Genomic DNA, 14,750 nt, shown 5'->3' with positions numbered 1-14,750 from the left:
GCCGTCAATCGTCGTCCCGGCCCGCCCCGTGGGCGGGGCGGCCGGTGTCCGTCGCGACGGGCCGGCCGGCTTGCACGGGCTGCGGCGCCGCGTGCCATTGCATCCACCACCAGCCGAGCACCGCCGCCGTCATGACGACGGCAATCCCCCACCCGGCACGCCGGATGCCGTCGATCGGCGCGCCGCGCTTGTAGCCCGTCACCATCGCCCGGGCCAGATTCTCCCGATGCACGACACTGCTGACGAGTACGGCAGCGACGTGCACCGTAACGAGCGCGAGCATCGCGTTCGCCGCGCCTTCATGAAGATCGCCGAACGATGCGCCGCTGCCGGTGTAGGCCGCCCAGCCGGCGACGCCGGTGACGACCGTCATCGCCAGCATGGCGACGATCGCGACCGCGCCGGCCGGATTGTGGCCGACATGGTGTTCCGGCCGGCCTTTCGCCAGGCTCAACGCGTAGCGGAAAACGGCCGCCGGCGAACGGACGAACGACGAGAACCGCGCATGACGCGTGCCGGCCACGCCCCACACGACGCGAAACGCGACGAGCGCCAGCATCGTGTACCCGAACGCGACGTGCATCAGCCGCCACCGCTCGCTCTCTGCGGTCAGCCACGCACCGGCAAAGGAGACGGCCGTCAGCCAGTGGAATACGCGCAGCGGAGCGTCCCAGACCAGTATCCGCGCGGGACGCGAGCGCTCCGGTTCATCGTGTGCCGGGGATGCGGACGAATCGTTCATCGAAATTTCCTTTGTCTGCCTGCGTATGACATGCGGCGCAATTCGACGGCCGCTTAACGGCGGGGCTGCGCCACACGGACGCGGGAACCTCGTCGTGGGTGGCGGCGAACCATGCCGACCGGGTAATCCGGTCTTCCGGCGGACGGCGTGCCGCGGCACCCGTCGCCGCGTGTGCCGTCAGCCAGGTTTCCAGTTGCCCGATGGTCGCCGGGTCCAGCGTCGCATCGGTGCCGAAGTGGCGATCGAGACCGTTCACGATGCGGCGCCACGACTCGGCGGGCAGCGCCCCGGGCGGATAGGCGACATGGCAGGTCGCGCACTCCTGCTGGTACCTGGGCAGCAACGGAGTCGCGACGCTCCGCATCTCGTCTTCCGCCAGTGCCGCGCGCGGCAGCAGCGACGTCATCAGCATCGCGAGCAGGCTTGCCCGCACATGTCGCAGCGGGGCGATCCTGCCTGGAACAGTGGTCGAGTCGACGTGGTTCATGATCGTTCGCCGTCAGGGTTTCAGGCTCATGAGCCAGCTCAGGACATCTGCCTTCTCGGCTGCCGAGCATTCGCGCCCGACGACGTCCTTGCAGTTTCTGCGGAACCATTTTTCGGTCCGCGCCTCGTCCGTGAACCGCGCGGGATTGAACGCGGGCGCGAGCGGCTCGATGGTCTTGCCGGTGACGACGTGCCGGCCCGGGCCGGTCGGCGTGCTTCCGTGACAAGTCGCGCAACTCCAGTCGCGCCCATGCCGGGACGTGAAGAACTGCTGTCCCCGCGATGGCGCGGCGCTCGTGCCGGCCTGCGCCGCATAGCCGTCCAGCAGCCGGGCAGGCGTTTCGGCATGGGCGCAAGCCACGACGGCGAACAGCATCGATACGGCAAGGCGCGGGTGACACAGCGTGCGAACGCAACGGGATATCCGCATCGTGATTCTCCTGGGCGATGCGTTCATGTTCGGGCCGGCTCCTTACCGCATTCTTAAGGTTCGGACGCGCGGCTGCCGGCGTGCCATTGCATCAGCGCGACGACACGTGAAGCGACCATGAATCGACCGTGGAGACATCGTGCACGCGTCCCGTCGCGCTCGCGATCAGGATCCCGCCGCCGGCTCGTTCACGCTTGACCCAAATCAAGCCTGTCGGGAAAGCAGGATGCATCGGACCGGTGAATCGGGCGCCCGTCGGCGCGCGGCACGGACTCAGTACAGTAAGAACGCCGCCCGTTCGCGCGCGAACGCGGCATTTTGCGCATCGACGACACGTTCGATCTCGTCGAGCGAGCGCCCCGCCTCCAGCATGTCCGCCACCTCGCGCGAGCCGATCGATGCACGGATCGCATCGATCCGGAACTGCGCCGGATAACGCCGGTGCAGCGCCAGCGCGAGTGCCAACCCGATCTCGCCCGGCCGCGTCGCGCCGGGCGGCCGTTCGATGCGCACCCCTTCGCACATCCTGCCGCGATACGGCCCCTCCGCCGGCACGAAGCGAACCGGCGAGAACGTCGCGTCCAGCCGCATCGCGCGAAGATCGTCGGCGAGGATGCGCCCGTCGATCCACGGCGCGCCGACCACGCCGAACGGTGTCGCGGTGCCGCGCCCGACACTGACCGCCGCCCCTTCGATGAGCCCCGTCTCCGGGTAGAGCGACAGCGCGGCGCCATCGCGCAGGTTCGGCGATGGCGGCACCTGGCCGAGCCCGGTGTCGCCGAAGCGCATCGCGCGCACGTAATGCGCCATCGGCACCACGGTCAGCGCCGCGCCGACGTGCAGGCGGTCGTTGAACAGCCGCGCGAGCTCGCCAAGCGTCATGCCGGGCTGGAGCGGCAACGGGTAATAACCGGTGAACGTGGCCGGCCCGGCATCGGCCACGGGGCCGCCGAACGCATCGCCGCCCAGCGGGTCCGGGCGGTCGAGCACCAGCACCGGGCGCTGCGCGGCGGCGCCGGCCTCGAGCGCGTAACCGAGTGTGGCCAGATAGGTGAAGAAGCGTACGCCGGCGTCCTGCAGGTCGAGCACCAGCACGTCGACGTCGGCGAGCAGCGCGGGCGCGATCCTGCGCCGGTCGCCGTAGAGGCTGTGAACCACCACACCGGTCGCGGCGTCGACCGTGTCGCCGAACGTCTCGTCGACGTCGGTGCCGAGCCCGTGCTCGGGTGCGAACAGCGCGACGAGCCGCGCGCCCGGCGCCTGTGCGAGCAGGTCGGCCGTGCGCCGGCCGAACCGGTCGAAGCCGCTGCGGTTCGTGACGAGCGCGATGCGCTTGCCCGCGACGGCCGCGAAGCCGTTCGCCGCGAGCACGTCGATGCCGGCCAGTACCGGCCCGCGCGATACCGGCAACCGGGCGGCCTGCGCGACGGCCACCGCCATTGCGGGCACGCGCGTCGCGATCCGCGCCGGCGTCACGGGAGCGGCTTCGCTCGATACGATGCCGAGCACGAGCGAGCGCAACGGCAGCGCCGTGCCGGTTTCGTCGGGATACAGCCGGCTCGTGAGCACGACCGCGAAGCGGCGCGTCACGGGATCGATCCACAGCGCCGTGCCCGTGTAGCCGAGCTGTTGCAGCGCGCCGACCGGCGGCAACCGGTAGCGGTTCGCGACGAGCGGCGGCCCGACCGCCCAGCCGGGCGTGTGCGGGTCGCCTTCGGCGTCGAGCGTGGCCGGTGTCTCGAGCGTGGCGACGCTGCGGCGCGCCAGCACGCGCGCCGGGCCGAGCGCACCGCCGTTCAGCAGCATGCGCGCGAAGCGCGCCAGATCGTCCGCACTCGCGAACAGGCCTGCATTGCCGGCCACGCCGCCCATCGCGGCCGCGACGGGATCGTGCACGCTCCCGCGAAGCAGCCGGCCATCGCGCACGGCGGTGGGCGCCACGCGCGCGAGCAGCGGCGCCGGCGGCCGGAACGCGGTGCTCGCCATCCCGAGCGGCGCGAACACATGTGCGGCGCACCACGCGTCGAGCGGCCGGTGCGACACGCGCTCGACGATCTCGCCGAGTGCCACGTAGTTGACGTCGCTGTAGCGCACGCGGGTGCCGGCCGGCGCGCCGGGTGTCATCACGACGATGTCGGCCAGCACGGCGGCGCGGCTGCGCAGCGCGCGGGACGACGACACGCCGGCCGGCAGCCCCGACACGTGCGCGAGCAACTGGCGGATCGTGATGCCGGCCTTGCCGTGCGCGCCGAACGCGGGCCAGTAGCGCGCAGCCGGCGCGTCGAGGCTCAGCATGCCGCGCTCCGCGAGCTGCATGACCGCAACCGCCGTCGCCACCGGCTTGGTCAGCGACGCGAGATCGAAGACGGTATCGGCCGTCATCGCCTCCACGTGCTCGCCCGCCACACGCAGGCCGCGCGCGACGCGTACCCGCACGCCGTCCGCATCGCCCGTCACGACCACCGCGCCGGCAAGATGGCCGTCGGCGATCTCGGCGGCGACTGCCTCGTCGATCGCGGCGGCCTGCTGCTGCGCGGCGGCCGTGCCGGATTCCGCGCTTGCACCGGCCGGCGCAAGCGCGAACAGCAGCGCGCCGGTCAGCGCGGCAGCGCAGCGGGATCGTCGCGATCGAGCCTGTTCCACTGCATTCATTCCTTCGTGCCGGCCGCATCGGCGGAGTCGAGCCGCGCGCGGAGGACCGCCGCGCCGATGGCGCGAGCGCCGCGCATCGCCGCCTCGCCGGTCCTGATCGAAAGCGCGACTGGCGTGCCGGTTATTGCGGCGATGCGGAACAATCCGCACACAGATGCATAGCGCCTTGCCGTTCGGGGTCGTGCCAGTAGAAGCGCACATCGACGGCGCCGCGCGCCGGTACGACGACGTGCCGGACTTCCTGGACGGCCCTGTCGTGCGCGGACACGGTATATCGCCCCGGCGGCACGCGGGCGAACAGGAACGGCCCGTTCGTGTGCGCGTCGAGAAGCGTCGCCTTGCCGGACGACAGCGTGACGTCGACATCGGAAAGATAATGGCCCCGCTTCGACGCAAACGTGATCCGCAGGTTGTACCGCGGTGCGACGTCGCGAAACGCGGTGACCTCGTCCTGGCCGATTCCGCCGGTGATATACGCGACACCGTTGCGCATGATCGGCTCGGTCGACGTTTCAGCCAGCGCGTTCGTACCGATGTTCAGCAGGCAGGCTGCCAGCAGCAGCATCTTCACGGTTCCGGTCCACATCTTCACTCTCCTGATCGAGCACGCATGGCTGCAATGCCGCCCGTCCGGTCGCGGAACGTGTCGCGTGCGGTGACGTCGCTCGTTCGAGTCGACGACGCTGTCAGCGTCGCGCGGAACGCCGATTTCCCGTTGACTCAAGTCAAGTGCGCGCCTGTCGACGTCGAACGAGGCCGGACGGCCCCCCGCGAGACAGTCATCGCGCGCCATCTGGCCGGGCGCCGCGGCACGCCTGAAAACACGGGGGAGCGGCATCCGGACGGCGCAATCGTCCGTAACGGCTGTCAGCCGATATTGCACGGCCCGTCGGAAATTTCCGACACGGCGGCCCGACGTCGGACAGCAAGCTCAGGCCACGCTGATTGTTCCGCGCGGCGCCGCTGTCAATACTGGAGACGTGACAGGAAGCAACGTGTTTCGCGGCCGGCGCGCGGCTCTTCCGCCCCGCCGCCGCAGGACCGAGGAGCTGGCGATGATTGATCCGACCGCAGTGCACGCCGACGACGCCATGCCGGATGGCGAACCGCCGGTCGGTGCGCACCTCGTGACCCGCCGCCCCGGTTATCTGCATCACGGGATCTACATCGGCGACGGCAACGTGATTCACTACGCGGGATGGTCACGCCATGCGAGCGGCGGTCCGGTCGAGGTCGTCACGCTGGACGGCTTCCGTGCCGGTTTCGGGCTCGCGGTCATCCGCCACGCGCGCACGCTGTACGACGGCACGGAAACCGCGCGCCGCGCGGCATCGCGCCTGGGCGAATGCCGATACCGGCTGCTCACGAACAACTGCGAGCACTTCTGCCTGTGGTGCCTTTTCGGTGTGGCGAGGAGCGAGCAGGTCGCGTCGTGCCTGCGCAACCCGGCACATGGCATCGCGGTCGCCGTCATGCTCGTCGCTTGCGTTCTGGCCGCGCGACTGCATCCGGCGATGACCGGGCGCGAATGCACGGCACGGTGTATGGCGTAGTATCGACGGCAGGGCCGTCGTTCAGTCATTCATCGACTCGACCGTCACCCGCGGCCACGAAAGACGGCATGCGCACGCCCCCACCGTTTCGCCTGCGCGATCGCGATGCGGATCGCGCTGCCCTCGGAACGCCCGTGCCGCAGCAGCGCGTTGGCAATCCCGATCGCTTTGCCGCGAACCGGCGGCGGCAGATTCCGCATCGAAGGCGGATAACGTTCGTCATTCCACGGCATGATCGATTCGCGTCCTGCGCGTTCGCGCCGGTCTGCACGCGCCGCTCAGCGCGGCAACGCGGCAGGATCGTAGCGATTGCGCGGATTCCACAGCATCCAGCCGTCCGTGCCCGCCGCATCGGCCGCGTCGACCTGCGCGCGGATCTCGTCGGCATCGAACGGCCGGCGATCGAACGCATAGTCGCGAAACGCCTGGAGCCACGGCCGAAACCGGACACCGTCCATTCCGGTCCGGCGCTTCGCCTCGGCCAGCGACCGCGACACGATCTCGCCCGGATGCTCGGTCGGCTTGCGGCAACCGGGCAGGCCCCACGTGAAGCCGGACGGATACAGCATCGGCGACACATAGTCGACGACCGGTCCGAGCGCGTCGAGCCGCTGCCCGATCGCGGTGTCGTCCGCATTCCAGCAGACGTACCCGAAGATGTCGGCCGACATGTACAGGTTGTACGGCCGCAGCCGTTCGCGCGCGCCGGTCAGGAATCCGGTGATCGCCGCGACCCGGTTGGCCTCGGTATTGGGCTCGCCGAACCGGAGGCCGTTGGCGTCGGGAAAACGCAGGTAGTCGAACTGGATTTCGTCGAAACCCATGCGAGCAGCCTCTTCGGCGACATCGTAATTGTGTTGCCAGGCCGCGCGCGACGTCGGGTCGATCCAGCGCTGATGCTCGCGGTCCTGCCAGATCTCGCCGGCCGCGTCGCGCACGGCCCACTCGGGATGAGCGCGCGCCAGCGCGTCGTCCTTGAACACGACGATGCGGCCAATCACGTAAAGACCGCGCGCGTGGAACGTCCGCAGCAGGTCCGGCAGATCGGGCGGATGCACGACGGCGCCGGCGGCATGGTTCGCGGCACCCGAGATTTCACGCGCCAGGCTGCGATACGGCGTCACGCCGCTGTCGCCCTTCACGTCGATGACGAGCGCGTTGATTGCCGTCTTGTCCTGGAGGGACAGCGCCGCCTCGCGCAGCGTGCGGTCGGCGACGCCATAGGCGGACAGATAGACCGCCTTCGGACGCACGGGCGTCATCCGGATCGTCTGCGCGCCCCCGGCCGGCGCGAGCGTGACTTCGCTTCGCGCGTAGCCCGGCGCACGCACGCTCAGGCGCGTGCCCGCCGCGTCGATCTCCAGTGAAAACGCGCCGTCGCGATCCGCGGTCCGGTTCACGCCCGACGCATGGCCGATCGCGCCGGCGAGCGGGTGCCCGTTCGTGGCGTCGACGACGGTGATCGTGACGGGCGCCGCCCGGGCAGCGAAGCCGGCGAGCGACACGAGCAGGCAGATGATCAGGCGTTTCATCACGGCTGACTCCCGGCGGTTCTCAGCAATCCGTTCATGCATCGTGTGTCGCAGTCGTCCGTCATCAGAAAGCGCGGCAGTGCCATTGCCGGGTCGGTGACACGAACGGGGCGCGCGTCGAGCGTGAATGCCGCGACGTAGCCTTCGCGTGCGGCCAACTGGTCGGTCTGCGCATCATGGACGCCGAACGGCCAGGCCAGCAGCCTGACCGGCTCACCGGTTTCGGCCTCGAGCCGTTCGCGGGACCGGCCCAGCTGGAACGACACGAAGCGCCGGTAGGCGTCCGGCGTGAGCCGGGCGCGCTCGGTGCGGAAATTCGGATGCCAGTACGTATGGGACTCGATGTCGAACCCGCCGGCCCGCCCGAGCGTGCGCAGCTGGTCCCAGGTCATCGCATAGCCGGCGTTGGAGATGGCGGACGGATAGATGAACAGCGTGACCGGCATCGGATGGGCGGCCAGCAACGGGCGCAGCACGTCGTAGACGGAGCGATGACCGTCATCGACGGTGATCGCGACCGCCCGCGCCGGCACGGCATCGGCCTGGCCGTCGTGCCAGCGCACGACGTCGGCGAGCGGCACGATGCGGTAGCCGTTCGCCTCGATCGCCTGCAGCTGGTGCCGGAAGGTTTCGGTACGCACCGTCATCGAATCCAGGCGCGCGGTGGCGAACCGGTGATAGACCAGGATCAGCACACGCCGCGGGGGCGAATCGACGGTCGCGACGTCGGCGGACGAAACCGGCGACGCGGCCGACAGCAGGAGCAGGCTGGCGATCAAGGCGGTCAGGCGAACGGCCATGGCGGACCTCGTGGAATGGCTGCCCCATTTTTCGCGATGGCGGCGCGCAATCCGCTGAGCCAGATCAACGATCGATCGCGCGTCGACGCGATCGTGCACGCGTCGGGCCGCCCGGACGTCAGCTTGCCTGCGCAACCAGTTCGGCATGGATCCGCTCGACGTCGTCGCGCGTGCAGAGCGCCGTGCCCGGATGCTCGACCGAGGCGGCCGATGCCGCCAGCGCATAGCGGCACGCATCGTCGAACGGCACGCCGCGCGCCAGCGCCCAGACCATGCCGCCAACGAAACTGTCGCCGGCGCCGACCGTGCTGCATACCGCTGCCGGCCTGCCGGGCAGGCGCAGCGCGCGATCGCGCGTGACGACCCAGGCGCCGCGCGCACCGAGCGTCAACGCGACAATGTCGGCCTGCCCGCGCGCCACGAGTTCGCTCGCCTTGCGGCCGGCCGCCGTGTCGTCGAGCGGTTCGCCGGCCAGCGCACTCAGTTCGCCGAGGCTGGGCTTCACGAGATGAACGCCGGCTTCGAGGGCCGCTTGCAGCGCCCGGCCCGCCGCATCGACGACCACCCGGCTTCCTCTTGCCCTGGCCGTGCGCGCGAGCGTCGCATACAGGTCGTCGGGCGCGCCGGGCGGCAGGCTGCCGCTCAGCACGAGATAGCGCGGCGCCGGCTGCATGGCGTCGATGCGGGCCGCGCAGTCGCGCCACTCGGCCTGCGTGACGAGCGGCCCCGGCATCACGAACCGGTATTCGCGCCCGGTCGCGGTCTCGCTCACGCAGACGTTCTCGCGCGTCTCGCCGGCGATCCGGACGCGCACCGCCGGCAGGCGCTCGGCTTCGAGCAGCAGCGTCAACACGTCGCCGGTCGGCCCGCCGGCCAGGTACAGCGCGACGCAGTCGCCCCCGAGCCGGTGAATGGTCCGGGCGACGTTGATTCCGCCGCCGCCGGGGTCGCGCCGTGGCCGTGTACAGCGCAGCTTGTGGGTATCGACGATGTGCTCGACCGAGGTCGAGACATCGACGGCAGGATTCAACGTGACGGTAACGATATCGGTCATGGTGCGTCGCTCGCAGTCGATGGCAGGCGCGCCGGGTGGCCGCGTGGCGATTCCCGGCCACCGCGGCGTGCCGGCCGTGGCTCCACGTTACGTTCGACGCCGGCCGCGGCGTTGACCGCCATCAAGCGGTGCCGCGAAAGCGCCCGGTTGCGTTCGATCAACGACACGTTCGGGCAGGCGCCTACATTGAGTCATTCGTCGTCGCCGAGCCCCGCCATGGACGAGCAGCCGCTTTGCAGCACCGTGTTCGCCGAGCGCTATGCGCAGCCCGGCGACACGTCTCGCGCGGCCGTCTTCCATCGCGTCGCCCGTGCGCTGTCGCTCGCCGAGCCGGCCGAGCGCCGTGCGCAGGCGGAGCGCGTGTTCTACCTGAACCTGCAGCGCGGTGCGATCGGCGCGGGCCGCATTCTCGCGAACGCCGGCGCGGACCACGGCGGAACGATGGTCAACTGCTTCGTCCATCCGCTCGCGATTCCGGCCGACGCCCCCGTGCAGGCCCTCGACACGGCGCTCGCGCATGCGCTCGACGACGCCCGGGTCACGCTGCTGATGGGCGGCGGAATCGGCTACGACTTCTCGCCGGTGCCACCCGCCGACGCGTACGAACGGCGCCTGTCGTCCGGACGCGGCGCGTGCGCGGCGCTCGACCGCTTCGATGCGATGTGCCGGGCGCTGCCGTTCACCGGCCCGCGCCGCGGCGCGCAGATGGGCGTGCTGCGCTGCGATCATCCGGACCTCGTCGCGTTCGTCGCGGCCAAGCGCGGACGCGCGCGCTGGCCGACGTTCAACCTGTCGGTCGGCGTCACGAACGCATTCATGGAGGCGGTCCGGCACGACCTGCCGTGGGCGCTGTTCCACCACGCGCCGCCGGCCTGCCCGTCCGGCGCATCGCCCCGGCTGCCCGACGGACGCTACCTTTACACAACGGTGCCGGCCCGCACGCTCTGGCACGCGATCGTCACTGCCGCGCGCGACAGCGCCGAACCGGGGCTGCTGTTCCTCGACACGATCCGCGCCGCGAATCCGCTGCGCGAGCACGAGCGGATCGACGCGACGAACCCGTGCGGCGAGCAACCGCTGCCGCCCTACGGCAGCTGCGTACTCGGTCCGATCGACCTGTCGCGGTTCGTCCTCCACCCGTTCGGTATCGACGGCGAGCCGCGCTTCGATTTCGCGACGTTCGCCGATGCGGTGCGCATCCAGGTCCGCATGCTCGACAACGTGCTCGATCTGACCGAGTGGCCGCTCGCCGCGCACGAGCACGAGGCGCGCCGCACGCGCCGCATCGGGGTCGGCGTCACCGGGCTGGGCGACGCGCTGACGATGCTGAGGCTGCGCTACGACAGCGCGGAAGCACGCGCGCTTGCACGCAGGATCGCGCTCGCGATGCGCGAGCATGCGTTCGCCGCGTCGGCCGCGCTTGCCGCCGAGCGCGGCGTGTTTCCGGCCTACGACCCGGCCGCCTATCTGAGCGGCCCCGCGTATCGAACGCTGTTGCCGCTGAAGGTGCATCACGCGATCGCGCGGCACGGGCTGCGCAACAGCCACCTGCTGTCGTTCGCGCCGGCCGGCAGCGTGAGCCTCGCGTTATGCGACAACTGTTCGAACGGAATCGAGCCGGCCGTCGGCTGGACGCAGCGCCGCATGGTCCGCACCGCGGACGGGCGGGTGCGGCCGTTTCGTGCGGAGAATCACGCTCACCGGCTGTTTCGCGCACTGCATGGCGACACCGTCAGGCTGCCGGGCTATTTCGTCACGGCGGCGGATATCGCGCCGGCCGATCACGTCGCGATGCTCGCGGCGCTGCAGCCGTGCGTCGACGCCGGCATCTCCAAGACGGTGACGATGCCCGGCCAGTGTTCGCTCGCGGCGGTCGACGCGCTGTTCTTCCAGGCGTGGCGCGAAGGGCTCAAGGGCATCACGATTTTCCGGCCCGATCCGCGGCTCGCGTCGGTCGTGACCGATGACGCGTCGCACGCGCGGCGCGACGGCCCCGTCTGCAGCGGCTGTTGAACGACACGATGAGCGGCGGCGAGCGTCTGGGCAAGCATCCGGGGCGATAGCGGGCGCCGATCGCTCCTTCAGGCGGAGACGCCCGTGGTCGTTTCCGTGTCGGCTTCCGGCGCCCGAGGCGGCTCGCCGTCATCGTCCGGCGGCGTGATGAGTGCCACCAGCATGTCGTGATCGATCGATTCGTGCTGCAGCAAACTGCGCGCGATCCGTTCGAGCGCATCGCGATGCGCGCCGAGCGTTGCCGTGACCCGCGCGTGCGCCTCCGCGAGCAGCGCACGCACCTCTTCGTCGATCAGTTGCGCCGTGTGCTCGCTGCAGTGGCCGTCGCCCGGCGTCCACACGCCCGGCGCCCCGCCCTGGCGTGCGCCATCGTCGAGTGTCGCCAGGCCGATCTTCTCGCTCATCCCGTACTGCATCACCATATGGCGCGCCAGCGCGGTCGCGCGTTCGAGATCGTTCTGCGCGCCGGTCGACACGTCGCCGAACGCGATTTCCTCGGCCACGCGTCCGCCGAGCAGCACGTCGAGCCGGTCGAGCAACTCGCTCCGGCGCAGCACGTAGCGATCCTCCGTCGGCACCTGCTGCGTGTAGCCGAGCGCCGCGATCCCGCGCGGGATGATCGACACCTTCTTCACCGGATCGCAGTGCGCGCGGCTTTGCGCGACGAGCGCATGCCCCGATTCGTGGTACGCGATGGTCCGCTTCTCCTGTTCGTTCATCACGCGGCTCTTGCGCTCCATGCCGGTCATCGCGCGGTCGATGGCTTCGTCGAAATCGGCCATCCCGATCGCGGGCTTGCCCAGTTCCGCCGCATGCAGCGCGGCTTCGTTGACGACGTTCGCGAGATCGGCGCCGACGAAGCCAGGCGTGCGCTGCGCCAGTTCGGCCACGTCGACTTCCGGCGCGAGCTTCACGCGCTTCGTATGCACGGCCAGGATCTGCTTGCGTCCGGTCAGGTCCGGCCGGTCGATCGCGATGTGCCGGTCGAAGCGCCCGGGGCGCAGCAGCGCGGGATCGAGGATCTCCGGCCGGTTGGTCGCGGCCATGATGATGACGCCCGAATTGGCCTGAAAGCCGTCCATTTCGACGAGCAGCTGGTTCAGCGTCTGCTCGCGCTCGTCGTTGCCCGACATCAGGCCGACGCCGCGCGCCTTGCCGAGCGCATCGAGCTCGTCGATGAACACGATGCACGGCGCGCTCTGCTGGGCCTGCTCGAACAGATCGCGCACGCGCGCCGCGCCGACGCCGACGAACATCTCGACGAACGCCGAGCCGCTGATCGTGAAGAACGGCACCGCTGCCTCGCCCGCGACCGCGCGTGCGAGCAGCGTCTTGCCGGTGCCGGGCGCGCCGACGACGAGCACGCCCTTCGGAATCTTGCCGCCGAGCCGCTGGTAGCGTTCGGGGTTGCGCAGGAACGCGACGATCTGCTGCAGCTCGGCCTTCGCCTCGTCGATGCCCGCGATGTCGTCGAACGTGATGCCGGTTTCCTTCTGCATGTAGACGCGGGCGCGGCTTTTGCCCATGCCGCTCAGATCCCGCATCCCGCCCGGCCTTCGCATCATGAAATTCCAGATCAGGACGAAGCCGATCAACGGGAAGATCCAGGTCGCGAGCGTGCCGATCCAGCCCGTATCCGTCGCGCCGCGGTAGCGAATCCCGGCAGTCGTCAGCGCGGCGACCAGCCCTTCGTCGCTCACCCGGTTCGTCGTGAAGCGCCACGGCGCGCCGGCCTCCTTCACGCCGGCCGCATCGGACGCGGGCAGCGCGGCGCCGGCTTGCGGCATGCGCAGCGTGCCCGAGATCGTCGCCGTGCCGATCTCGAGATCGTCGACGAGCCGTGCGTCCACCAGGCGGTGAAAATCGCTGTAGGAAATCGTTGTCGACACCGGCTGGCGCGCGAGCAGTTGAACCGCGACCAGCACGGCGAACGCGACCGGAATCAGCAGCCCGGAGTAGTCGAATGATTTTTTCACGGGGTCGAACCTCTCCGGCAGGCCAGCATCCGCTCACGCAGCGTCGCGCTTCCAGTGCGCACGCAGCACGTCCTCGCCGTCGCGATAGTCGAGCGCGAGATCGCCGTGATGCGCATGCAGCAATGCTTCGCCGAGGCGCCGGACCATGTGCACGCCCGTCGTGCGAACGACGAGCGAATCGGCGGATGTGTCGATGTCCATGATGCGTTCGAGCGCGTGCTCGCTCGTCTCCAGATCGGCCTGATGCCGCAGCAGTTCGAGAATCGTCGAACGGTGCGCGCTCAGGTAGGCACCCTGCAACACCAGTTCGCCCGCCGGCACGTTTTCCCGCATGCGCTTGCAGGCCGGGCATTCGAGCTGGCGCCGGTCGAGCGGGGTCGCGTACCAGGTCCAGCGGCCCGCGTCGCAGACGGCGCCGCAGCCTTCGCAGATGCGGTCGCCCGCGGGCCGCTTCGGTTCGCGATAACTGTCCTTCGTATGCGGCTGCATGCGCTTGTCGCGGCGCAGATAGTTTCGGCCGGGGCCGGTATGCGAACGGTTCATCGCAGCTTCTCCTGGTAGTAGACGGCACGTGCAAGCCGGTCAGGCGACGCTCAGTCGGTCGACGACCTGCCGGACACCCCTCACCGACCCGGCCGCACCGCATGCGGCGCGCCTTTCGGCCAGCGACGCGACCGTGCCCGTCAGCGTGACGATGCCGTCGGTTGCGTCGATCGAGATTCCCGCGGTTTCGCGCTGCGCACGGCGCGCAAGCGCCTCGGCGATCCGGGCGCCGACGTCGGGCACCGTATGGTCGGCACGCACCCGGATGCGGTTGGCCACGCCGACGACGCCGATCATCCGGCTCACCATCGCTTCCGCCGCGCGGCTCTGATACGCATGATCGACTTCGCCGTCGAGCGTCACGCAGCCGTGATCGACCTCGACGCTGATCTTGTGATCACGCAACGCCTCCTGCCAGCCGAGCGCGAACGTGATCGCGATCGCCAGTTCCTGGTCCGCGCACGCGTTCTCCGGCGGGGTGACGTTCAGTTCGAGCACCAGCGCGCGCGCGTCGGCGACGTGCAGTGCCGTCTTCTGCGCCTCGAGCTTCTGCGCCCAGCTGTCGACCGTGCCGCGCAACGTGACGATCCGGTCGTGAACCTCGACGTCGATCCGGCGCGCATCGATCGCCGGATTCCAGAACAACGCCTGCTCGACATCCTGCTTGAGTACTGCATCGGACTTCATGTCGGTCTCCCGTCGGCCCGTGCCGGCCGCATGCCTGCGAGCGAATGCGTGCCGCACCGTGTTCAGCATCGCGCACGGCCGCGCCGGCGGCTTGACGAGGATCAATCAACCGCGGGCTCGCGACGGACGTTGCCGCACCGGGCGTGCCGCCCGTGACAGGCATTGCGCGGCCCGGTCCGGCACGCCGTCGCGAAAGCGTCCGACGCATGCTCCGGCACGCGCGTCAAGCGAGCGGCCCCTCGAAACGCATCCCCGCCCAAGTGACACAGATCAAGGGGAAAC

The 14,750-nt window shown here is 70.1% G+C and carries 15 protein-coding genes; 2 read left to right on the top strand and 13 right to left on the bottom strand.

What is annotated here, in order from left to right:
* Positions 1-4: 4 nt before the first annotated feature.
* The 6 genes from DID98_RS05385 to DID98_RS05365 form a co-directional block, all read right to left on the bottom strand.
* On the bottom strand, positions 5-742 hold the full coding sequence (locus DID98_RS05385; protein WP_124570398.1) for a cytochrome b/b6 domain-containing protein: 738 nt from the start codon (positions 740-742) through the stop codon (positions 5-7).
* Complete coding sequence (locus tag DID98_RS05380) at positions 708-1,229, bottom strand: diheme cytochrome c (protein WP_124519805.1); 522 nt, start codon at positions 1,227-1,229, stop codon at positions 708-710. The genes DID98_RS05385 and DID98_RS05380 overlap by 35 nt, the downstream gene beginning before the upstream one ends.
* A gap of 12 nt (positions 1,230-1,241) precedes the next feature.
* Positions 1,242-1,604 (bottom strand): DUF1924 domain-containing protein, encoded by a 363-nt coding sequence (locus DID98_RS05375; protein ID WP_260426165.1) that lies wholly within the window; start codon positions 1,602-1,604, stop codon positions 1,242-1,244.
* Between the two features lie 327 nt (positions 1,605-1,931).
* On the bottom strand, positions 1,932-4,310 hold the full coding sequence (locus DID98_RS05370; RefSeq protein ID WP_124570397.1) for an exo-beta-N-acetylmuramidase NamZ domain-containing protein: 2,379 nt from the start codon (positions 4,308-4,310) through the stop codon (positions 1,932-1,934).
* Positions 4,307-4,453: a hypothetical protein gene (locus DID98_RS35735; protein WP_185640827.1), complete on the bottom strand. Its 147-nt coding sequence runs from the start codon at positions 4,451-4,453 to the stop codon at positions 4,307-4,309. Before DID98_RS35735 ends, DID98_RS05370 begins: the two co-directional genes overlap by 4 nt.
* On the bottom strand, positions 4,432-4,896 hold the full coding sequence (locus DID98_RS05365; RefSeq protein ID WP_124570435.1) for a carboxypeptidase regulatory-like domain-containing protein: 465 nt from the start codon (positions 4,894-4,896) through the stop codon (positions 4,432-4,434). Before DID98_RS05365 ends, DID98_RS35735 begins: the two co-directional genes overlap by 22 nt.
* 469 nt (positions 4,897-5,365) lie before the next feature.
* Between DID98_RS05365 and DID98_RS05360 the strand changes: the two genes are divergently transcribed.
* On the top strand, positions 5,366-5,863 hold the full coding sequence (locus tag DID98_RS05360) for a lecithin retinol acyltransferase family protein (protein WP_124570434.1): 498 nt from the start codon (positions 5,366-5,368) through the stop codon (positions 5,861-5,863).
* A 44-nt stretch (positions 5,864-5,907) separates the two neighbouring features.
* Here the strand turns inward: DID98_RS05360 and DID98_RS05355 are convergent, their stop codons facing one another.
* From DID98_RS05355 to DID98_RS05340, 4 genes are all read right to left on the bottom strand, one after another.
* The gene (locus DID98_RS05355; protein ID WP_124570396.1) at positions 5,908-6,096 is read right to left on the bottom strand and encodes a hypothetical protein; all 189 of its coding nucleotides are present in this window, start codon (positions 6,094-6,096) and stop codon (positions 5,908-5,910) included.
* Between the two features lie 45 nt (positions 6,097-6,141).
* Positions 6,142-7,398 (bottom strand): putative glycoside hydrolase, encoded by a 1,257-nt coding sequence (locus tag DID98_RS05350; protein WP_124570395.1) that lies wholly within the window; start codon positions 7,396-7,398, stop codon positions 6,142-6,144.
* Entirely contained in the window at positions 7,395-8,195 is an 801-nt protein-coding gene (locus DID98_RS05345) for a polysaccharide deacetylase family protein (protein ID WP_124570433.1), read from the bottom strand. The genes DID98_RS05350 and DID98_RS05345 overlap by 4 nt, the downstream gene beginning before the upstream one ends.
* A gap of 118 nt (positions 8,196-8,313) precedes the next feature.
* A complete protein-coding gene (locus DID98_RS05340; protein ID WP_124570394.1) occupies positions 8,314-9,249 on the bottom strand; it encodes a 1-phosphofructokinase family hexose kinase in 936 nt (311 codons plus the stop codon).
* A gap of 216 nt (positions 9,250-9,465) precedes the next feature.
* Between DID98_RS05340 and DID98_RS05335 the strand changes: the two genes are divergently transcribed.
* Positions 9,466-11,262, top strand: coding sequence for an adenosylcobalamin-dependent ribonucleoside-diphosphate reductase (locus DID98_RS05335; RefSeq protein WP_124570432.1), 1,797 nt, complete (start codon positions 9,466-9,468; stop codon positions 11,260-11,262).
* 68 nt (positions 11,263-11,330) lie between these two features.
* Here DID98_RS05335 and ftsH read toward each other — a convergent pair whose 3' ends face one another.
* Genes ftsH through DID98_RS05320 form a run of 3 tightly spaced genes read right to left on the bottom strand, consistent with a single transcriptional unit; the run spans position 11,331 to position 14,468 of the window.
* A complete protein-coding gene (gene ftsH, locus DID98_RS05330) occupies positions 11,331-13,238 on the bottom strand; it encodes an ATP-dependent zinc metalloprotease FtsH (RefSeq protein ID WP_124570393.1) in 1,908 nt (635 codons plus the stop codon).
* A gap of 33 nt (positions 13,239-13,271) precedes the next feature.
* Positions 13,272-13,781: a BCAM0308 family protein gene (locus DID98_RS05325; RefSeq protein WP_124570392.1), complete on the bottom strand. Its 510-nt coding sequence runs from the start codon at positions 13,779-13,781 to the stop codon at positions 13,272-13,274.
* Positions 13,782-13,820: 39 nt separating this feature from the next.
* Entirely contained in the window at positions 13,821-14,468 is a 648-nt protein-coding gene (locus tag DID98_RS05320; protein WP_124528548.1) for a BON domain-containing protein, read from the bottom strand.
* Positions 14,469-14,750 lie beyond the last annotated feature (282 nt).

The organism is Burkholderia sp. Bp8984, assembly GCF_003853755.1.
Taxonomy (GTDB): Bacteria; Pseudomonadota; Gammaproteobacteria; order Burkholderiales; family Burkholderiaceae; genus Burkholderia.
The sequence above is the reverse complement of the archived record's forward strand: the minus strand, read 5'-3'. Positions and strand labels throughout refer to the sequence as shown.